At 70.8% G+C, this 21,746-nt stretch carries 10 protein-coding genes; 3 read left to right on the forward strand and 7 right to left on the reverse strand.

Annotated elements, in window-relative coordinates; genetic code table 11:
* Nucleotides 1-7: 7 nt before the first annotated feature.
* Nucleotides 8-922, reverse strand: coding sequence for an ABC transporter ATP-binding protein (locus P2T62_RS05440; protein ID WP_276260469.1), 915 nt, complete (start codon nucleotides 920-922; stop codon nucleotides 8-10).
* The gene (btuC, locus tag P2T62_RS05445; RefSeq protein ID WP_276260470.1) at nucleotides 919-1,977 is read right to left on the reverse strand and encodes a vitamin B12 ABC transporter permease BtuC; all 1,059 of its coding nucleotides are present in this window, start codon (nucleotides 1,975-1,977) and stop codon (nucleotides 919-921) included. The genes P2T62_RS05440 and btuC overlap by 4 nt, the downstream gene beginning before the upstream one ends.
* A 61-nt stretch (nucleotides 1,978-2,038) precedes the next feature.
* On the opposite strand from btuC, the gene P2T62_RS05450 reads away from it, so the two are divergent.
* Together P2T62_RS05450 and P2T62_RS05455 are read left to right on the forward strand one after the other, a co-directional pair.
* Nucleotides 2,039-3,202, forward strand: coding sequence for a PGF-CTERM-anchored ABC transporter substrate-binding protein (locus P2T62_RS05450; RefSeq protein ID WP_276260471.1), 1,164 nt, complete (start codon nucleotides 2,039-2,041; stop codon nucleotides 3,200-3,202).
* 178 nt (nucleotides 3,203-3,380) lie between these two features.
* On the forward strand, nucleotides 3,381-4,097 hold the full coding sequence (locus P2T62_RS05455) for a helix-turn-helix domain-containing protein (RefSeq protein ID WP_276260472.1): 717 nt from the start codon (nucleotides 3,381-3,383) through the stop codon (nucleotides 4,095-4,097).
* Between the two features lie 36 nt (nucleotides 4,098-4,133).
* On the opposite strand, the gene P2T62_RS05460 is transcribed toward P2T62_RS05455, so the two are convergent.
* A complete protein-coding gene (locus tag P2T62_RS05460; RefSeq protein WP_276260473.1) occupies nucleotides 4,134-5,453 on the reverse strand; it encodes a hypothetical protein in 1,320 nt (439 codons plus the stop codon).
* Between the two features lie 117 nt (nucleotides 5,454-5,570).
* Nucleotides 5,571-7,190 carry a LamG domain-containing protein gene (locus P2T62_RS05465; protein ID WP_276260474.1) on the reverse strand — a complete coding sequence of 540 codons (1,620 nt, stop codon included), beginning with the start codon at nucleotides 7,188-7,190 and terminating at the stop codon, nucleotides 5,571-5,573.
* 125 nt (nucleotides 7,191-7,315) lie between these two features.
* Between P2T62_RS05465 and P2T62_RS05470 the strand changes: the two genes are divergently transcribed.
* Entirely contained in the window at nucleotides 7,316-8,914 is a 1,599-nt protein-coding gene (locus P2T62_RS05470) for an Ig-like domain-containing protein (RefSeq protein ID WP_276260475.1), read from the forward strand.
* A 28-nt stretch (nucleotides 8,915-8,942) separates the two neighbouring features.
* Here the strand turns inward: P2T62_RS05470 and hmgB are convergent, their stop codons facing one another.
* The 3 genes from hmgB to P2T62_RS05485 form a co-directional block, all read right to left on the reverse strand.
* Nucleotides 8,943-10,283 carry a hydroxymethylglutaryl-CoA synthase gene (gene hmgB, locus P2T62_RS05475; RefSeq protein WP_276260476.1) on the reverse strand — a complete coding sequence of 447 codons (1,341 nt, stop codon included), beginning with the start codon at nucleotides 10,281-10,283 and terminating at the stop codon, nucleotides 8,943-8,945.
* Nucleotides 10,284-10,343: 60 nt separating this feature from the next.
* Nucleotides 10,344-13,931 carry a hypothetical protein gene (locus tag P2T62_RS05480; RefSeq protein ID WP_276260477.1) on the reverse strand — a complete coding sequence of 1,196 codons (3,588 nt, stop codon included), beginning with the start codon at nucleotides 13,929-13,931 and terminating at the stop codon, nucleotides 10,344-10,346.
* Nucleotides 13,932-14,015: 84 nt separating this feature from the next.
* Complete coding sequence (locus P2T62_RS05485; protein ID WP_276260478.1) at nucleotides 14,016-21,746, reverse strand: hypothetical protein; 7,731 nt, start codon at nucleotides 21,744-21,746, stop codon at nucleotides 14,016-14,018.

The raw sequence follows: 21,746 nt of genomic DNA on the forward strand, positions 1-21,746 counted from the left end.
GCGACGACTAGTCGTCGTCGGCCTCCAGCGGCGCTCGTGGACCCTCCGCCCCGTCCGCCGTCGGCCCGCCCAGCGCGGTCACGGTCGGCGTGCCGGTCGCGGTGTTCTCCGTGACGACCGTCTCGACGCCGTACGCCTCCTGTAATCGGTCGGCGTCCAGTACCGCCTCCGGCGGTCCGACCGCCCGAATCTCGCCGTCGGCCAGGAGCGCGATGCGGTCGCAGAAGCGGGCCGCCAGGTCGAGGTCGTGGATGGCGGCTACTGCCGTCCGTTCGGCAACCGAGTCGGGCCCGGTGTCACCCGTCGCCGCCTCGTCGTCGGGCGCGTGGACGAGGCCCCGAACCAGTCCCAGGACGCGGACCTGGTGGTTGATGTCGAGGCTGGCGGTCGGCTCGTCGAGGAGCAACAGCGGGGCCGCCTGTGCGAGCGCCCGCGCGAGGACGACGCGCTGGCGCTCACCGCCGCTCAGCGAGCCCACCGCGCGGTCGGCGAACTCCTCGGTATCGGTCCGGTCGAGCGCCCGCTGGACGACGGCCCGGTCGCTCTCGTCCGCACGCGAGAGCCGCGAGCGGTGGGCCGTGCGGCCCATCGCGACCAGGTCGCGGACGGGGAAGTCGAAGCCGACGCTCGTCTCCTGCGGGACGGTGGCGACCCGCCGGGCGCGCTCGCGCACGGAGAGGGTCCCGGCCACGGTCCCGCCGATCCGGACCGTCCCGGACTCTGGGGTGACGAGTCCGTTGACAGTCCGGAGGAGCGTGGTCTTGCCGGCACCGTTCGGGCCGACCAGAGCGAGGAACTCTCCGGGGCGTACCGACAGCGACACCTCGTCGAGGACGGTCCGGTCGCCGTACCGGACCGTCACGTCAGCGAGTTCGAGGGCCGGCTCGGCGGAGCTCGCCCCACCGGACGGGTCGTCGCTCACAGCGAATGCACCTCCCGGTCCCGTAGCAGGTAGAGGAAGAAGGGGGCCCCGAGCGCCGCGGTGACGATGCCGACCGGCACCTCGGCGGGCCCGGCGCGCGCGAGCGTGTCCGTGGCGACGAGGAACCCCGCGCCGGCGAGCGCCGACGTGGGGAGGAGGACCCGGTGGTCCGGGCCGACGAGCAACCGCATCACGTGCGGGACGACGAGGCCGACGAAGCCGATGACGCCCGCCACCGCGACGGCCGCTGCCGTGAGGACGCTCGCGACCGCCAGCAGCACCCGCTTCGTCCGTTCGACCTCGACGCCCATCGTGTGCGCGTCGTCCTCCCCCACGAGGAGGACGTTCAGGTCGCGGGCGTACGCGAGCGTGACGAGGAACCCCAGCAGCGCGACCGGCCAGACGGCGCCGACCTTCCCCCAGCTCGCGGCGTGGAGGTGGCCCATGAGCCAGAACACCGCGCGCTCCAGCGAGTCGCCGGCGAACAGCAGCGTGTAGGAGACGACCGCACCCAGGAACGTCTGGACCGCGACGCCGGCCAGCAGGAGCGTCGCCACGGGCGTCCGGCCGCCCTCCCGGGCGACGAGGTAGACCGCGAATCCGGCAGCCAGTGCCGTCGCGAACGCCATCCCCTGCAGGTCCGGCACGAGGGGGATGGCGGGCTGGAAGACGATAGCCGCCACGGCGCCGACCGCCGCGCCCGTCGAGACGCCGATGATGGAGGGGTCGGCCATCGGGTTCCGGAAGAACCCCTGCATCACCGCGCCCGCGGTGGCGAGCGCGAAGCCGACGGCCGCGCCCAGCGCGATGCGCGGGAGTCGCAGCCTCGTGACGATGACCGCGTGCGAGCGCTCGACCCCGAACGAGAACGGATGGACCCACGTCAGCCCGCCGTCGAGCGAGAGCGTGGGCAGCGTCACGTCGTTCAGGATGGCCTTCGCGACGACCGTCGCGGGGATGGCGACGGGGCCGATGGTGGCGCTGTAGACGGCCACGAGTGCCAGCGCGGCCGCTAGGCCCGCCGACCACGCGACAGTCCGGCGCCGCTCGTACATCCTGTGTGCAAGCGTGATTGGGATAGGTAAATACTTGTTGCATACTCGTCTCGGCCCATCCATGCGCACACTCACGACACTGGTCGTGGCCGCGCTGCTGGTGGCCGTCGCGCCTGGAGGGGCGCTGGCGGCGCCGGCAACCGGTCCGGCCGGTGCGCACGCGCCGCCGACGAACGGTGCGGTCGCATCGACCGCGGGAGCCGCGACGACCCAGGCGGACTGCTCGTTCCCCGTCAGCAGGGTGGACGCCACCGGGACGAACGTCACCGTCTCGGAGGTCCCCGACCGCGTGGTGGTGCTGGCGCCCAGCGCTGCGCAGACGATGTGGGAGCTGGACGTGGAGTCGAAGGTCGTCGGCCTGCCGACGGGCCCGACGACGGCGTACCTGGAGGGCTCGCAGAACCGGACCGACGTGACCAACCAGGACGGCACCGTCAACCGCGAGCGGGTGGTCGGCCTGCAACCGGACCTCGTCCTCGCGCCGAACATCGTCCCGAACGAGACGATCTCGCAGCTCCGTGGTGCGGGGCTCACGGTCTACAAGGTCGGCTTCGGCAAGTCGCTCGATTCCATCACGACGAAAGTGTCGCTGTTCGGCCGCTTCACGGGCGCCTGTGACCGGGCGGCGACCGTCAACAGCGAGTTCAACGCCACGATGGAGGAGATTCGCGCGGACGCGCCCGCCGAATCCCCGCGCGTCGCGTACTTCTTCTACAACTTCACCACCGGCAGCGGGACGTTCATCCACGAGGCCATCGAGACCGCCGGCGGCGACAACATCGCCGCGAATGCGGGCGTGGAGGGGTTCAAGCCGCTGAACGCGGAGATCGTTGCCGACCGGAACCCGCAGTGGGTCGTCCGACCGGCCGGCTCGCCGCTCCCGTCCGGCGCGCCCTGGGACTCGACGGACGCCTACCGCCTGGATCAGACGCTGACGGTGAACAACAACCTCATCAGCCAGCCCGGACCGCGGGTGGTCCAGCCCATGCGGAACATGTCCGAGGCGTTCCAGTCGACCCAGCAGGTGTCGACCGGGACGCCGACCGGAGGGGAGACACCCACGGAGGCGACGACCGACGACGGCGGTGACGGCAGTGTCGAGCCCGCCAACGAGACCCCCGGGGCGGGGACCACCGATTCGGGCGGTCAGCCCGGCTTCGGCGCCGTGACCGCGCTCGTCGCGGCCGTCCTCGGCGTGCTGGCACTCGTGCAGCGCGAGCGGTAACGACCACTGCCCCGGTTCGATTTCTCGACCACCATGCTAAATCCCATATTACATCGTCAATTGACAGATGAAGTGGTGTATGTCGGGAACATTCTAGATATATGGGGCAGAGCGGCTGAGCTCTCACCCCCAGCGACCGACTGGTTCAACACCCCGCGGGTGGAACCCCAGGCAATCGATGAGCGACCACGACACGGACGCACGCCATCGCCTCGCCGAGCGGATGGCCGGTGAGATAACGCTGAGCGACGACCCGGGCGCGACGATGCGCAAGTGGCGGACCGAGTTCGACGTGAGCGGGACCGACCTCGCCGACGAACTCGGCGTCTCCCCCTCGGTCGTCTCGGACTACGAGGGTGGGCGGCGCGACTCGCCGGGCATCGGCATCGTCCGGCGGGTCGTGGAGGGCCTCCTCGCCATCGACGAGGCACGCGGTGGCGGGCGGGTCCGCCAGCACGCCCGCGTCGTGGAGGCCGGGTTCGACCGCGACATCGTCCACGACCTGCGCGAGTACCCCGCACGGGTCCCCATCTCGCGGGTGTACGACGCCGTCGGGGCGACAGAACTCGCGCCCGGCGACGACACCACCGTCGCGGGCCACACCGTCATCAACTCCATCCAGGCCATCACGCGCCTCTCCAGCGAGGAGTTCTACCGGCTGTACGGCCAGTCCACGAACCGCGTCCTGGTGTTCACGGAGGTCACGCGCGGGGAGTCGCCGCTGGTCGCGCTCCGGGTCGTGACGCCGACACCGTCGGCGGTGGTCCTGCACGGCATCACGCCCGAGGAGTGCTGGGAGCACGCCCCGAAACTGGCCCGCGCGGACGGGTTCTCGCTGGCCGTCGCGGACGGCCCGCTGGAGGACCTGCTCGGTGCGCTCCGGGAGGTCGCGTAGGCCGGGCGGAGTCGGGGGCCGCGGTCGCTTCCGGCGTCAGCCGCTCGCGGTCCCCGTCGGCGTCCCGGCGATACAGACCTCGTTCTGGTAGTATCCCGACCCCGTGATGCGCTCGTCGAGGATGTCCTCGGCGGCCGGGGAGAGGTAGTTCGCGTCCGGGCGGACCGCGGGCACGAGCCATCCCTGGGCGGTGTGGGCGCCGTCACCGCCGCCGACCCCGCCGACCACGTTGTGGAGGAGCTCGTGGTTGGTGACGTGGACGCGGCGGGTGGTGTTGCTCCCGTTGAACGGGACGCGCTCGGCCGACACGGCGCTCGCGTACCCGGGCACGCTCGCGACGCCGATGGCGTCCATCTCGATGCGTCCGACCACGACCTGGTGGTAGACACACTGCCGGGGCCCCATCACGTCCCGGGTGTAGAAGCGGTCGACCTCCTCGCCCTCCGCCCCGGAGAACGCCGGCATGGTCTCCAGGCGGTCGCCCTCGACGAAGTGGAGCGTGATGCCCGTCTCGCCGTCGGGGTTGTCCACGGGCATCCGTGCCCACGAGCGCTTCAGCGCCGCCCGCTCCGCTGGGGTGTACGCCTCGGCCCCGGCCCCGTAGTTCACCTGCACGTAGAGATCCTTGTGGTCGGGGTCCGCGCCCGGGAGGCGGGCGCCGCCGGGTGTCATCCCGCGCTCCTCCCAGGAGTCCTTCAGCCGGTCGCCGTCCGTGTCCGGCGACGGTCGGTCGTACGGCGCCCCGCTGTAGGTGTCGCCCGTCAGGATGGCGTCGGCCTCCAGGCTCCCGACGGGGTCGCCCTTCAGGCCCTGCTCCTTGAAGTCGTTCGCCCGGCCGGCCGGACCCTCCTCCGAGTCCCACAGCGAGGTGGTGTTGTCCTGCACCTCGACGCCGACGAACAGCACCGCCCCCATCGCCAGCATCGTCACGACCGCGACCCGGACCTGCCCCTCCGAGAGCGGCAGGACGGCGGCGGCCCGCGAGAGCCAGCCCGCCGTCCCCGTGACGAGGCCGTACGTCAGTTTGGCGACGCCGACAAGCAGCCCGAAGGCGAGGGCGGCGACGAGCAACCCGACGAGCGCGAACAGCGCCCACTCGACCGGGCCGCTCACGCCCGGCAGGAGGCCGGCGTCGGCCGAGGACCCGGCGGCCGCGACCCGTCGCCCCTCGCCGAGCGTGGTGGCGCTCCCGTTGACTCGGGCCCCCGCCAACACCTCCGCGGCCTCGGTCCGGTTCCGGGTGCCCCAGTCGTGGGCCGCCGCCTCGCCGGTCACGGCCGCGACGCTCGTCGCCAGGGCGGCCGCGACGCTCCCGGCTCGCCCCGGAACCCCACGACGGACTCGGGCCGTTCGCATGGTCGACGTATCGGCCACACCGTACTTGAATCGGCGCGCGCAGTTACTGGGCGTGAGAACGGGAGTCAGCCGTGACGCGGGGACGGCCTGACGGCCCGCTCCGCGTTCGGGTGGAACTCAGTCCGCCGACCGCCGCAGGTCGATCCGGTCCAGTGTCGGCCCCGAGTCGGCCGAGCCGATGGGCCCGGCCGTCATCTCCACGCGGAGCCGGTAGCTCGCGGCTCCGACGGGCGTGTCGAACTCCACCTCGTAATCCGTGCTGCCCGCGGTCAGCGTGATGGGCTGGCTCTCCGCCTCGAATCCGGGTGTCGTGGCGTCGGTGTCGGCCTGGACGTAGACGATGATGCTCCCGCTTCCGGGGTCCGCCTGGACACCCGCCAGCGACAGATCCGTGCCGTCGACGCTCCCGCGGAAGCGCTTGGCGACGGTGGTGTGGGTCCCGTCGAGTCGGGTCATCCGCTGCAGTTCGGCCTCGGTCACGACCCGGTCGTAGAGCCGGACCTCGTCCAGCGAGCCCTCGAAGAAGTCCGAGGTGCCGGTCCCGAAGCCGTAGTCCTCGTCGTCGGTGTCCTGGGCGATGCTCATGATGTCGTCGGCGTTGACCCGGCTCGAGGTGGTGTAGGAGTGGACCCGCTGGCCGTCCACGAAGTAGGTCACCCGGCCGCTATCCGCGTCGAGCGTGACGGCGACGTGGTGCCAGGCGTCGTCGTTCACCCGGACCCGGCGGCCGTCGCCACTGCTGTCCACGTTGAAGTTGCCGTTCGTCCAGACGCTCATGTACGCCGGTTCCGGGGTGTCCTCGCCCGCGGGACAGCTGTTCCCGCGCTTGCAGAGGAACCAGAGGATGTTGTTCTCGCGGTTCCGCAGGTTCGCGGTCACGATGGCCTCCTTCCCACCGCCGACCTCGTCGACCTTCACCCAGGCCATCCAGGTGAACGAGCCGTCCGCGAGGGCCGGCGAGGTCCCGGTCCCGAGGTCGACGTAGGCGCCCTTCTCGAAGGCGAGTCCCGACTTCTGGGGAGTGAACTCGTAGGCGGTTCCGAACACGCCCGGCTCGCCCTGCCGGTATGCGACGTGGTTCCGGAGCGAGTCGTCCCGCAGGACGCCGTCGTTACGGTCGGTCCCGTCGTGGACCAGCGTCCCGTCGGGCTCGTCGAGCGGGTAGTAGCCCACCAGCCCGTCGGCGCCGGGACCAGCGGCGGCGTAGCCGAGCTGGAGCCGGGTCGGGGACCGGCCTCCGACGGCATCGTGGACCACCTGGTCGTCCGTCCCGGCGTCCCAGTCGCCGCTGGTCGACCAGACCAGCCGGTCGCCGGCCTCGCCCGACGCGCCACCCGCGTACTTGCGCCCGTCGAACAGCAGGGTGTTCGACCGCTCGTGGACGACGAGTAGGGTGACCCGTTCACCCTCGGTCAGCGGTGGGTCGATGGGGAACATCGCGGTGTCGCCGTCCTCGAACCGGGATGCGGCGTGGCCGTCCGTGAACGGGAACCGCTGTTCGAGTCCCGGCCGCCGGAGGACGAGGACGAGCTCGTCCGTCGCGACCGACTGGCCGCCGTCGTGGTCGACGGCGGCGCTGGTGAAATCCACGGAGGCCGTGAGACTGACGACCGGCGCGTCCCGGGTCCCCGAGACCTCCGGGAACACGTACACCACCGCCGTCGTGGAGACGGCCAGGACGACGACCACCGTCAGCAGGAGCGTCCCGAGCACCTCCGAATCCCCCCTCGAATCCATTATTGTTTTACTTAGAAGTCGGAAAGATAGATAAGTCTTCGTCAATATGTCAGATTAGTTCTCCCAAGGGGAATGAAAAACGATTCTCTCGGTTGCTTTATTATTACTCGGCCCATACACCGTGCATGATATCGTTCCCCGGTTCATCGACGTCGGTCGAGTTCGACCGGGGCCAGGCCGTCGTGCTCGGGGCCATCCTCGTGTTCGCCCTGGCCGTTGCCATGCTCGCACTCTACCAGTTGAACGCCGTCCCGCAGCAGGACCGGAACGCCGAGTTCGACGCCTACCAGGGAGCCAACGTGGACATGATCGAGCTCCACAACGAACTCCTCCGGACCGCCAGGACGGGTGGTGAGGGCGGTGCGAACGTGAAGACCGGCGTCAGCTACCCGTTCCGACCGCTCTCGCCGAACCCGCCGCCAGGGACGGGGAGCCTGCGGCTCAGCGCCCCCGGTACCGTCACCGTCAGCGGGGCGGTCGGGCAGTCAGCGGACGTGGCCGACTTCTGGGACGGCGCCACCGTCTCCCACGAGACCCACCGGGCCGTCTTCACGCCGGGCTACAACCGACTCGACGTGCCGCCCGTCGTCTCGACCGGCTACCTGGCGTACCGTCAGCCCGAGGAGAACGACGTCGTGTTGCTCACCGGCCAGTCGCTGGTCCGGCAGAACCGCATCTCGCTGATTCTGCTCGACGGTGAACTCGCGACCGCGAGCGAGACCGTCGCGCTGTCGGTCGATCCGGTGAGCACCGGCCAGGAGCCGGTCGCCATCGTCGCATCGGGGGCCGTCGACCCGGATAACGACGGTCGCCCCAACGTCGTCCTGACGCTCCCCACCGACATCCCCGCCGACGTGTGGGAGACCGAACTGCTGGCCGGCGAGGAGAACGTCGAGGCCGTCACCGACAACGGCGACGGGACGGTCGATATCCGCCTCCGTGGCGTCACGGACGACGCCGCTGCCCGGCCGGTCGTCTACGAACTCCGGATGGCCAAACTGGAACTCCGCAAGCGCGCCGACCAGGCCGTCGCGCCGGGGGCCGCGCCGACCTACCTCGTCGCCACGGCGGGGGACGGGGCCTCCATCCTCGACTCGCAGACCGCCTCGCTGACCGTCCAGGTCCGGGACGAGCTCCACAACCCCGTGACTGGGGCGGAGGTCAACTTCCAGGCGTCGGCGAGCGGCGGCGACCCGGGCGATATCACGCCACAGCCCAACGTCCGAACCGACCAGGACGGGTTCGCCACCGTCGTCTTCGACCCGGACGAGGACTTCGAGGGCACCGTGACGGTCGACGCCGAGTGCGAGTCCTGCGTCGGTGACCTCGCCGCCCGCACCACCTCGTTCACTGTCCAGGTCAGCCCGGGGCCGGAGACGGCCGAACGCCCGCCCTCCGTGGAGATCGTCGATGTCTGGCGGACCTCCGGACCGGACGACGAGGTCGACCGGTACACGGTGCAGGCCACCGTCGATGACCCCGACGGGAATCTCGTCGACGTGACCGCACGGCTGGCCAGCCCCGAGATTCAGCAGAACCCCGTCGACCAGGACGATACCACGAGCTTCGACAAATCCGGAGATACCGTTACCCTGGAACTGGTCGACCGGTCTAACAGTATCAATCCGTTCCCAGATACGCCGATCTTCACGATTCGGGTAACGGTCCAGGACGAGGCAGGGTTGTTCGCATCCGACACCACGACCGTCAACAACGTCGAATAACGGCTCGACGATCCGTAGCGGTCCGCGCTCAGACGTACCGGTACTTGCGCTCGCCCATCCGGCCCCAGCCGTCGAAGACGAACTCGTCCTCGGGGGTGGTCAGCTCGTCGACATCGGTCTCCTTCTCGTGGTTGTGCGCATCGTGGATGCGCTCGTACTCCTCGAAGGTCAGCTCGTAGCGGTCCCGGAGGCGGTCTTTCACGCCGAGCGCGCGGATGTTCTCCTCCCAGCCCGGCTGGACGACCTCGTGGTGGATCTCGGCCTGCGCGCCGCTGCCGTACGAGCCGACGAGCAGGCGCTCGCCCGCGAGGTCCTCGCCGGCTTCGGCCGCCTGGAGCAGGCCCGACGCCCGCGCGACGTGGACGCTCCCGGTGTACCAGTTGCCGACGTAGCGCGACAGCTCCAGGGTCGGGTCGACGGTCCGTGCGTACCAGTCCTGGTAGATCTCGGTCTCGGAGAGCGCGTCAGTGTAGTCCTTGAGCGCGTCCTGGAACGTCTCGAGGTCGTCGTACTCCTCCTGCCGGGGCTGGCGGCCGATCTCCTCGGCCAGCCGGTCCTCGTACTCCGTGTCACGCGAGACGTGCCGGAAGCCGAGCAGCGCGGCCTTCCGGACCATCCCCGGGAACGGCGTGTGGAACGGCGCCAGCGCGAAGTCGTCCGGGTGGGTGTCGCCCGCGACGGACTCGTAGTCGACCAGCGCCTCGCGCATCCGTGCCAGGTACACCTGCACGGAGCGCTTCCCGTCGACGCTCGGGAACTGCTGGTTGGGCTTCAGGAAGTCCGTCTCGTCGGCGCTCCCGTACCCCTGCTCGGTCGACAGCTCCACGAGGTCCGGGTCCTCGGAGATGAGCATCGCCACCGCGCCCGCCCCCTGCGTCGCCTCGCCCGGGTCGCCACGGGCGTACAGCGCCGTGTCCGTCGCGACGACGAGCGCCTTCCGGCCGCGGTGGCGCCCCGCGCGGATCCAGTTGTACGCGTCGTCTAGCGACTGCGTGCCCGAGATGCAGGCGAACTTCCGCTCGCCCTTGTTCGCGTGGTGGAAGTCCTCGTCGTACACCTGCTCCAGACAGCCCGCGATGTACGTCGAGACCGGTTTCGAGTTGTCGAACGAGGACTCCGTGGCGACGTCGATGCGCCCGATGTCCGCCGGGGTGAGCCCCCGACGCTCCATCAGCCGGTGGGCCGCGTTCGCGCCCATCGTCACGATGTCCTCGTACACGTCCGGGAACGAGGAGGCGAACAGCCCCAGCCCCTTCGTGTACTTGCCCGGGTCGTCGTCCTTCGCGGGCGCGTACGTCTCCGCGAGGTCGAGTCTCAGTTTCCCGGTGTGGATCTCCACCGCGTCGATGCCGACGGCTTTCTCGCTCATGGTTCCGTGTCCGTTCGGTACCTTATGGGTCTGTCGACAGTGGGTTCGTCAGGTGTCGAACTAGCCGGTGAACGTGACGGTCTCCGTGGTACCGTCCGCGAACGTGAGCTCGACCGTCACGCTCTGATCCTGCATATCGATGGAACTACCCGAGTTTCCGGCCCCGGACGTCCTGAACTGATAGAGGTAGAGCGTCGCGTCTCCGGTGTCGGTGATAATCGCCTGACTCGTGAGTGCAGTGGAGCCACTGCCGAGCGTGTACACGTCGTTCGGCCCCTCTCCGGTCTCGAGATACCCGTCGGTCCCACTGTCGATGAAGACCTCGTGATTCCACGTCCCGGTTCCACCGTTCTGCTCCCGCAGTTCGCCTGCTGCTCCCGACGAGCTGACCGCGATATCCGTGATGGTCACGTCCGGGCCACCGAGACTGCTGATACTGAACCTCACTCCCTCGGTACTCCCGCCCGGGCCGTCCGCCGTCCCGTCACCGTTGTAACTGACCCGTTCTGCGGCGGTCCCCAGCACCACCGTCCCTGTCTCGCCGCCCGCGCCGTCGTTGCCGACCGAGTCGAGGACGCTGGCGAGCGTCACGTCGTACGCACCGGCCTGATCGACGCGGTAGGTGATCTCGTAGCTCGTCGTGTCACCGTTCGTGTTGTTGTTAGTGTTGGTCTTCGCGACGCGCTGGCCGGGACCGGTCACCGAGAGGTCGACCTGCTCGATGCTCGTCGTGACCTCCGTCGCGTCGAACGTGACGGTGAACTCGTCGTCGTCCTCGCGGGTGACCTGGTAGTTGCTCACCTGCGGCGCGACGGTGTCCTTCGTGATGCCGGACTCGGTCAGCGTCGCGCCCGTGTTGTCCACGTCGTCGATGGCGACCGCCTCGATGCTGACCGCGCCGTCGGCCAGGCCCGAGGCGTCCAGCGTCACGTCGGTCGTGTCACCGCCGCTGCCCTGGATGGCCGTCCGCTGGGAGACGGTGTTCCCGTTCGGTCCCTCCAGCGTCACGCGGATGTCCTCGTCGCCGTACACCGTCGACGGGTTCTGGATACCGTACGTGACGACGTTCTCGTTGCTCTGGCTGATGTCCGGCTTCGTCACCACGTCCTGCACGTCGCCGGGACGCTGGGTGTCGACCAGGAACGTGTCGCTGCCGGCGTTCTGCGTGTTCCCGGCCTGGTCCTCGGCGCCGGTGACGTCGACGGTGACCGTCACGTCCTCGTCGTTCTGCAGCACGTCGATTGTCTTCACGTACTCCGTCTGGCTGGTCCAGCCGTCGCCCGACGGGTCGGAGATGGTCTGCTTGGCCGTGTTCGGGTCCGAGAACGACACCGTCGGCTGGACGGTCTGGTCCATCGGCTCGTCGTACGTGATTGTCACGTCCCGGCTGGAGGCGCTACCGGCCTCGGTGTAGTCGATGGGTGCGCCCTCGACGGTGATGCTGCTCACCGAGGGTGCGGTGGTGTCGGCCGGCGTCCCACCGCTCCCGTCGGTCCCGCCGCTGATCGTCGTCCCGAAGACGTACAGCGAAATGTCGTCGACGTACCACTCGTCGTCGCCGGTGCTGGAGGGCTGGACGAAGCGGATCTTGAAGTCCGACCGTTTCGCGTCGGCCGCAGCGATGCGGACCCGGCGGCTGAACTCCGTCCCGGGACTGTTCTGGACGCTGAGGGTGTCGGCGGTCGTCCAGTCGTCGGCGTCCGGGCCGCTCTTGTACTGGAGCTCCAGCTGTTCCGGGCCCTCGCCGGTTTCAGGACCACCGCTCCCTGCGCCCTCCTGCGCCCAGTACTCCACGACGATGGTGTCGGCACCGGTCGTGTCGATGCTGTCGGCCAGGACGAACCCACCGCCGGGGTCCGAATCCGTCCCCTGCTCGCCCACGTCGCCGATCTGGACGGCGTTCGAGCCGCTGTTGCTCGCCGTCGAGTCGACCGCAACCGCGTCGCTACTGTCGATGTTCTCCCACGTCGGGCCCAGGGCTCCGTCGTTGTCGAACGAGTCGGTCACCTGCATGTCGAACGCCAGCGTGTCCCGATTCCCGCCGCTGAACGTCTGCAGGGTCGCCTCGCCGAGTGTCCGGGGGTCCGCGAGGTCGAGTGCCGTCTCCGCCCGCCCGGCCGAGGTGGTCGTCTGCGTCGTGGTGAACGTCCCGACCGCGTCGTTGCTGGTCCCGAACGAGACCGGGGCGCCGTCGGTGCTGAGCGAGTTCCCGTCCGTGTCCGTCGTGAGTGCCGCCAGGTCGACGTCCCGCGGACACGGCGCCGAGCCACAGTCCGTGCTGCTCGTCGTGCTCACACCGGCCGTGTCCGAGGGGTTCTCCCACACGAGATCGTAGTCCGCGCCACCGCCACCACCTGAACCGGAGCCGCTCCCCGGCGCCGGGTTCACGGTCGCGGTGTACGTCACCTCCTCCGCGTCGTCGAGCCCGCTCGTACTCCCGGTCCCCTGGAACGAGTCGTCCGAGATGGCGAACTCTAGGTCCTCTGTGCCGGTACTCGAGCCCTCGTAGACGAAGCTCGCGCGGCCGCGCTCGTCGGTGGTGTCCTCGGTCGCGGTGACGTCGCCCGCCCCGGACGGGTCGGTCACCGAGACGGGGACCCCGCTGACGGGGTTGTTGTACCGGTCGCGGACCTCGACGACGACCTCCCGCTCCTCGTCCTCGGTCACCGAGAGCGAGTCCGCGGTCGGGTCGACCTTCGTGATGTACGAGGCCGATTCGTCCGCGACGTTGTCCCCGACGCCGACCTGTCCCATCCGGAGGCTGTAGGTCTTGTCGGGCCCGCTCTCGAACGTGATCTCCAGCGTCCCGACGCTCGACGGGGGCGAGCCGCTCACCATCGTCACGTCGGTGACGTACCGGCCCGGTTCGTCGTTGTCGCCGTCCCCGTTCTCGTCGGCGGTCGGATCGTCGATCTGTCCGGCCAGCAGGTCGTCCTCCCAGACGTCCTCAGGGATGCGCGTCTTCACCCGGACCGTCAGGTCCCCGCCGCTGGCCCGGACGGGGACGCGCTGTGTGGGCGCGCTCGTCGGCTGGAACTCCACCGTCTCGGCTCCCGACGCGCTCGTCGAGACGGCCCCGGTCATCGTCACCAGCGTGATGCGGTTCCCGTTCACCAGGGACTGCCCGGTTCGGTTGCGCACGGTCGCCCCGTCGGGCTGGATGTTGTACAGCACCGACCCCCCGTACGCCGTCGTCGGGGCGTTGCTGTAGTAGTTGTAGCCGGGGCGGAACACGAGCGCCTTCGTCGCGAACGCCTCCCCGCTCGTGTCCCAGGCCTGACGGGCCTCGGCGTCCAGCGGCTCGGCGTTCGCCACGACGAGGTCGCTGCGGTCCACCGTCTCCAGCGTGCCCGCCGGTGGTGCGGGGTTCACGAACACTGTCCGGCTGGGGTACTGCGGCGCCAGCCGGACGGAGGTGGAGAGCTCGCTGTCGGTCACCGCCGCCTGCTGGGCCAGGCTCCGGGCGGTCTTCAGCTCCTCCTGGACCTGCTGGTTGTGCTTGAACTCGATTTCCGAGTTCTGGTTCGGGACGACGAACACCTGGTACAGCGAGAGGTTGATGATGAGGATGGCGAACAGCAGCAATGCGCCGAGCTGTATCGCCTGCGCCCGCCCGTCCCACCGGGCTTGGGGTCCACCACGGTCCATTCCTTGCCCTCGTTTTCCGTGGCTCGCTTAAGTAGTTGCGGGCACATCCGGGTCCCGGTCGGGGGTCCTGCGCGGCCGTCGGGCTCAGTCGTCGTCCTCCTCGCCGTCCGACGCCGCGTCGAAGCTTCCGCCGTCCCACTCGTACTTCAGCCCGTCACCATCCGGGCAGGGCGACGACGGCGTCCGCGTGCTCCCGGCCGCCGTCCCCCCACCGACGGCGGCGGTGCCGCTGGTCGCGCCGCCGGCGTCGAAGGTCTCCATCGACGTTCCGGCCTTCAGAACCACCGTCTCGACCGGCTCGTCGCTGGTCCACTCGATGGCCACCGGTTCGCCACCGTCCTTCGTCTCCGTCACGGTGATGTCGAACGAGTCGATGTCGTCGCCTGCGGGACAGGCGGCGACGAAGCTGATGGCCCGCCGGGTCCCGTCGTCGCTGTCGTCGCTATCGTCGTCGTTTCCGCTCCCACTGTCGCCATCGCTGTCGTCGGCGTCGTCGTTCCCGGGATTCGAACAGTCGTCCCCCTCGTTGTTCCCGTGCCCGTTGTCGCCGTCGTCGTCCTCACACTCGTCTCGGTCCTCACCGTGTTCCCCGCCGCCCTCGCCCGCGCCGCCCGCGGTTGCTACGTCGTCGCCGAGGTACCACGACACCAGCTGCTCCCCGTCGAGGCCGGACACCGTCACCACGTCGTCCGGCGACCCGGCCGGGAACCGCCCGGGCAGGCCGGTCCCCCCGCCGAGGACGTACCGGTCCGTGTCCGACACCCCGAAGCTGACGCCCGAAGTCTCGACCACCGAGGGGCCTTCATCACCGACGGGGTCGCTCGTCCGGTTGACGCGCACGTCGTTTCGCTCTCCGGGCTCGAACAGGCGGGTCGGCAGCTCCGGCCCGGGCGTCAGGTAGACCGCGCCGGGATAGGTGTTGTCGTAGCCGAAGGTGGCGTCGACTATCCCGCCACCGCGGGTTCCGTCGCTACCCTCCTCGCAGCCATCGTCCGCTTCGCCCTCCCACGACGAGCCGAGCGCGGGGTTGTCGGGGTCGGTCTCGCCGGCGTTGTTCCCGATGCCGCGGTCGTCCGTCCCCGGCGAGCCGTCGTCCTCCTCGACCTCGCACTCCCCGTCATCGTCGTTGCTCTCCTCATCGCCGTCTTCCTCATCGCTCCCCCCGTCGTTCTCGCAGTCCTCCTCCTGGCCGGGTGGGTCGTTCCCGCTCGGGTTGCTGGGGTCGGTGTCACAGTCGTTCCCGTGACCGTTGTCGTCGTCCTCCTCGTCGTCGGCCTGGTTCCCGTCGTCACCGTCGCCCCCATCCACGGGCGTGGTCCCGGTCACGATCGGTTCGATACCCCCGTCGTCATCCGGCCCGCCGACGATGCGGACGTTGTCGACGTGCCAGAAGTCGTCCGTGCCGGCGTCGTCCTGGTCGCCGTCGAGCTGGTGGAAGCGGAGCCGGAACCCGTCGTGGCTGGCGAGGCTGCCGGGCAGGTAGACCCGCCGTTCGAGCGCGCCGTCGGCCAGCGCGGGGTCGTCCTGCTCGATGCGGTCGACCCGGTGCCACTCGCCATCGGCCCCGTAGAACTCGACCGCGAGGTCCTCCGACGCGGTCGGCCCGGGCGCCTCGCTCGGGCTCACGGCACCGGGCAGGTCGGCGGTGTAGTCGGCCGACCCGTTCTGGACCCAGTAGGCGACCTCGACGAGGTCGTAGTCGTCCGTGTCGACGGTCGGGCTGGTGACGTTCCGCTCGCCGTCGGCGGTGTAGGCCGACCGCCCACAGCTCTCGCTCGTGAGGTCGTTGACGCCGGCGATCCCCTCGCCGCTCGCGCTCCAGCTGGCGTTGGCGAGCCGCTCGGCGTCGTCGTCGCCCCGCGTCTCGAACGTCGACCACAGCAGCACCGTCTCGTCGCCGTCGAGGTTCGTCGGGTCCGAACAGACGGCCGGTGGGTCGCCGCCGTCGCTACCGTCACCGCCATCTCCGTCGTCGCCACCATCACCGCTGCCGGGCGGCCGTTCCAGCTCCGCGACCGTCACGGTCGCCTCGTTGTTGGACGTGTTCCGGTCGCCGGCCGCGCCCACGTCCGCGATGGTCGCGGTGTTGTCGAGCGGGCCGGGCACCGGGCTGGCGACGGCCCTGATGGTGAGCGTCTCCGTCGTGCCCTCCGCGAGGCCGCCGGAGAGCCGCCAGTCGCCCGTCGCCGGGTCGTACGTCCCGGCGGTCGCCTCGTGCGACAGCGGCACGAACCCGGCCGGCAGTTCGTCGCGCACCACGAGCCCGCCTGGGATGTCCCCCGGGCCGCGGTTGCCGACGGTCAGGTCGAACGTCACCGTGTCGCCGCTGTCGACACGCGCGATGCCGTCGCCGTCCGGGTCCTGGGGCGAGGTCATCTCCAGGTACGGGTCCGCGCCGCCGATGGTCACCGACGCCGTGTCCACGTCGTTGTCGACGTTCGGGTCCTCGACCGCCGATTCCGTCCGGGCGACCGTGTACGGCAGCGCCTCGCCCGTGCTCCCGCTGGCGCGCATCGTCACGTTCAGCGTGTGGTTCTCCCCGGCCGGCAGTCCGTCCGGTATCGTCCAGGTCCCACTCCCCGGGTCGTACGTGGCCCCGCCCGCCGGGCTGCTCGACACGATCTCGAACTGTGCGGGGTCGTAGCCGTCGGACACACGGATCGGGCCGGTCGTCCGCCCCGGGCCGAGGTTCTCGACGGTCGTGCTGAAGGTGACCTCCGACCCGTCGCCCACCGCCGGCTTGTCGGCGGTCACGTCGACGTCGATGTCGGCCGGTCGCTGGCGCAGGTGGACGCGCTGGGTCGAGCCGTCCGCGAACACCAGGGTCACCGACAGGTCCGCGTCGCCGGCCGTCGCCGGCACGAGCGTCCCCAGGTCGGCGGCCGACCCGTCGTCGGTCCGGTACTCGCCGACCTCGAACTCGAACGTCGCGTCGGCCGGGACGGTCGCGTTCTCCGCGTCGTACCCCGGGAGGCTGTCGAGGTTCGCGAACCGGTACCGCGTGCCGTCGGCCGCGAACGACGCGTCGGCGTCCCCGGAGCTCCCGGCGTTCGCAAAGCCGTCGTCGCCGCCGTCGACCGGCACGTCGACCTCGCGGTCACCGCCGGCGTCGACCGCCGACGCGAGGTCCGTCTCCGTCGCGAACCCGACGACCTCGGCCGTCCCGTCGCCGTTCGAGAGGTCGACCGTCACGCCGGTCGTCTCCTCGACGCCGTCGCCGTCGACATCGCTGCCGGTCGTCGCCACCTCGTCGACGGTCACGTTCGCGCTCGCGGGCTGCGGGTCCTCGCCCGGGAGCGTCCCCGTGTCGTACCAGTCGTCCGCGGTGTCGGTGTCGATGTACTGGCCGGCGTCGTCGCGCTCGCGGTAGGCGGTCGTGTCCTCCGTCCCGCCGGTGAAGGTGTGCTCCCAGTCGCCCGTGCGGGGGGCCTCCGTTCCGTAGGCGTAGCGGTCCAGCTCCGTCTCGGCGGTGCCGTCGCCGTCCAGGTCGCCCCGCAGCGTCAGCGTCGCGCCGGTGTCCGTCAGCACGTCCGAGTCCGCGAGCGCACCCAGCTGCCCGTCCCGGCCGTCGATCACGACGACGCGGTCGGCCGTGACGCCGTGCCCGGCGGCGAACCGCGTCTCGTCGACCGTCTCGCCGACGAGATATATCGGCCCGCCGGCGACGGCCACCGTCGTGCTCGCCTCGTCCAGCGGGACAGCCACCCGACGCTCCCCGTCGGTTCCGGGCCGCTGGACGGTCAGTTCGTAGCCGGTCGTGTCGACCGGGCGCTCGAAGTCGAGGCGGACGTACTCGTCGCTGGACTCGTCGCCCGTGGCGGTGGTCGCGTCGCGGGCCTCCACGGTCGCGATGCTGCCACTCCGCAGTTCGCTCCCGTACGCGTACGTGTCGACGGCCGCACCAGTCGCGTCGCGCAGCGTCACGGTCCCGCCGTCGTCCGCGAGGAACGACGCGGGCAGCCCGCCGGACGCCAGGGCGCCCGCCCGGAACACCTGGTCCCCGGGCACGCCCTCGGCGTCCGCCAGCCGGTCGACGTCGGTCGCGTCCACGTCGCCGTCGCCGTCGACGTCACCGGCCACGTAGACGGCGTCGCCGTCGCGGGCCGGCCCGTCCGCCGCTCCGAGGTCGAGCGTCGTCGCGTCACCGGCCGCCCCGGCCCCATCGACCGTGAGCGTCCAGTCGGTGGTGTCGGTGCCGCCGGGGAAGCCCACTCGGACCCAGCCGTCACGGTCCGCCCCGGTCGCCCCGTTGCCGCCCGGGAAGTCGCCGTCCGTGTCCGCGGTCACGGCGTCGATGCGGCCGTTGGCTCTCCCCGTCCAAGCCGCGCTGTCGACCGTCGTGCCGCCCGCGTCCTGCAGCCGGAGTTCGCCGCCCAGGTCCGAGAGCACGTCCTCGGGCGTCGGGTCCCCGTCCGTCACCGGGACGGCGGCGTCGTCGAAGCGGAACACCTGGGACGCAGCCACGCCCCGCTCGTCCGCGAACGTGTCGGGGTCGATTCCGTTGCCGACGAGATACACCGTCCCGCCCGTCCGTGCGGCGTCCGCCACCGACGGGTCCGTCAGGGCGTAGGTCGCCGTCGCGGTGCCCGGTCCGGCGGTCGTTCGCTCGACGACGACCGACCAGCCCGTGGCCGTGTCGACCGGCCCGGTGAAGTCGAGCCGGGCGAACTCGGCACCCGGGTCGCCGCCACGCGACGGGTCGACGGTCGTCACGGCGCCGGCTGCGGACGGCCCGCCGCCCGTCGATGGGCTGCCGTACTCGTACCGGTCGACGAGCCGGTCGCTCGCGTCGCGGAGCCGCAGGGTCGCGCCGGGCTCCGGGAGCGCGTTCATCCCGAGTCCCGGCTCGGCGACCGCCCCGATGGGCACCACCTGCGACGGGTCGACGCCGCGGTCGGCCGCGAACCGGTCCCGGTCCACCGCCCGTCCGACCAGGTAGACATCCTCGCCCGCCGCGATGGTGTCTCGGGCCGCCGGAACGCCCAGGTCGAGCCGGCCGACGCGGCCCGGTCCGTCGATGGCGAGGGTCCAGCCGGCCGAGTCGAACGCCCGGTCGACGTCCAGCCGCAGGAACTCGTCGGTCGCGCCCCCAGCACCGGTTGCGTCGCGGGGGGTCACGTCGGCGATCCTCGACGCTGGCCCGGTACCGTAGGCGTAGGTGTCGACGGTGTCACCCGCCACGTCCTGCAGCGTGAGCGAGGCGCCGTCGTCGTCGAACAGGTCGGAATCGGCGAGGTCACCCTCGGCAAGTGTGGCCGCGGACACGACCCGGTCGGCCGCGATGCCGCGAGCGCTCGCGAACGCGTCGGGGTCGACCCCCTCGCCGACCAGGTAGACCGGCCCGGGTGCGGCGCCGGTCGTGTCCGCCAGCGGTGTCAGGTCGAGCCGCTCGGTCGTCCCGTCGCCGTCGTCGACGAGTAGCTGCCACCCGGTCGTGTCGACGGTCGTCCCGAAGTCGAGTCGCGCGTACTCGTCGGTCGAGACGCTCGGGGACCCGCTCCCGGTCGCGTCCAGCGGCACCACGGCCCCGATGTCCGCCCGCCGGATGCCGTCGTACGGCCGCTCGTCGACCAGCTCACCCTCGTCCGGCGGCCCGTCGTGGAGTCGGACGGTCCCGCCGCTGTCGGGGACGAACTCGTCTCCGGCGAGACCGGCCTGCGCGAGCGCGGAGGCGTAGACGACTCGATCGGCTGTGACCCCCTGTTCGGTGGCGAACGTCACCCGGTCGACGTCGTCCCCGATCACGTACACCGAGCCCGTGACCGGCCCGCCATCGGCGACCCCTCCGAGGTCGACCGTCTCGCGGTGCCCGTCGGCGACGACGCTCAGCGTGTGGTTCGCCCCGTCGAGCAGGTCGGTCGGCCGCTCGAACCGGAGTTCGACGTGTTCGTCGGCGGCGTTCCCACCCGGACCTGCCGGCTGCACGCCGGCGATCTGTCCGCCCTCCGAGCGGTAGGCGAACGTGTCGACGACGGCCGCGTCCTGGCGGAGCAGCACCGTCCCGCGCTGGTCGTCCAGCACGTCGGTGAACGCGTCGCCGTCCCCGGGGTCGGCGTCCGACAGCTCGTCACGGATCGTCCCGTCCACCAGCGACGCGCCGGCGTCCGGGGCCAGCGCCGAGGACCGCACGACCACGTCGTCTCCGTCGAGGCCGTTCCGCGCGGCGAACGCCTCCAGTCCCGTGAGGGTCGTCGCTCCGGGGGCTTCCGGCGTGAACGTCGCATCCGCCGCGTTCGGACCGACGACGTAGATGTCGACCGGCCCTCGGGTCACCTCGTCGACGGTCACGTCGGTCACGCTCGTCAGGCCGGTCAGGGGGACGTTCCGGGCGTCGGCGATGTCGCGCAGCACCCGGTTCCTCTCGCCGGCGAAGTAGATCTCCTCGTCGCCGCCGGCTACCCCGGCACGGTCCAGACTGCCCGACAGCGCGACGGTGTTCCGGACGCTCCCGTCGCGGTTCACCAGATCGAGCGTGTAGTTGGACGGGTCGAGCCCGTCCGCGTCGGTGACGTCGACCCGGACGAAGTCGCCGCTCTCGGCGCTCTCGACGTTCGGGCTGACGGCGGTGACGAGCGGCGGCATCCGGTCGTCAGACACCTGCTCGGCGGTGTCCTCGACGCCGATGTCGTAGGTCACCCGCCCCTTGTCGCCGTGGATGCTCCCGGCCTCCACGCCGAGCGTCGCGGTGGCCCCCTCGACCGGGACGTTGACCGGCGCCCGGTACGTGAACGTCGCCCGGCCGTTCTCGTCGGTGACGGCGCCGACCTCGCCGACGCTGTTCACCGGCCCGACAACGCGGCCGACAGACGGCTGGATGATGTCGAGGTCCACGCCACTGACCGGGTTGTTGTAGCGATCACGCACCTGCACGGTGAACTGGCGCTGCTTCCCCTCGTCGATCGGGTCCGGGTTCCGGAGCGCCGTCACGTAGGCGGCCGGCTCCGACACCGAGCCGGTCAGGCCGACCTTCGACAGCTTGGCGTCGTACGTCACGCCCGGCTCCAGCTTCAGCGTGAGCGTCCCGCACGGGGCGTCGGGGCTGCTCGCCGTGCAGCTGTACGACCGGACGTAGGCGTCCGGGTCAGTCCCCGCCGGGTCCAGCTCGCTCGCGAGCAGGTCGGCCCAGGCCGACTCCGGGACCCGCGTCGGAATCCGGACCGTCACCGGCTCCGCGTTCGGGCTCCGCAGGTCGACGTTCACCTCCGAGGCCGACAGGGTCTCGGGCTCGATGGTCGTCGTCCCGGTCCGGCTGAGGTCCCGCTCGCCGTCGACGAACGCGAGGGAGAGCTGCTTCCCGTCGACCAGCCGCTGGCCGCTCTGCATCGTCATCCCGTCGCCCCCACCCCGATAGAGGACGGAGCTCTCGTAGGCCGACTGCGGCGCGTCCTCGTAGTAGTTGTAGCCGGGGTCGTAGAGCACCCGGCTGTTCGTGTACCCGCCCCGCACCGTTCCGCTCCAGAAGTCAGTCGTCTCGGGGTTGGCCGCGACCGCGTTCGACAGCGACCCGGCGCCCAGCGATTCGATCCGCAACGACCCCTGTGGCTGCTGTGGGTTCCGCAGGATCGTCCGCTCCGGGTAGGTCGTTCCCAGCCGAACGGTGGCGGTCTGCCCTGATGCCGTCTCGGCAGATCCCAGAACCGCGGCGCGCACGTCCAGCATGTCCTCTTCGATCGCCTGCTGGTGCTGGATCTCGGCGCGTTCGTTCTGCTGTGGCACGACGACTGCCTGTGTCAGCGCCACCGAAACCACCACCAGTGCCAGCGCGAGTACCGCCGCGATGGCCGCCACCTGGGCCCGCTCTGTCTCGGACCCCAA

Origin of the sequence: Haloglomus litoreum (assembly GCF_029338515.1) — an archaeon.
Taxonomy (GTDB): Archaea; Halobacteriota; Halobacteria; order Halobacteriales; family Haloarculaceae; genus Haloglomus; species Haloglomus litoreum.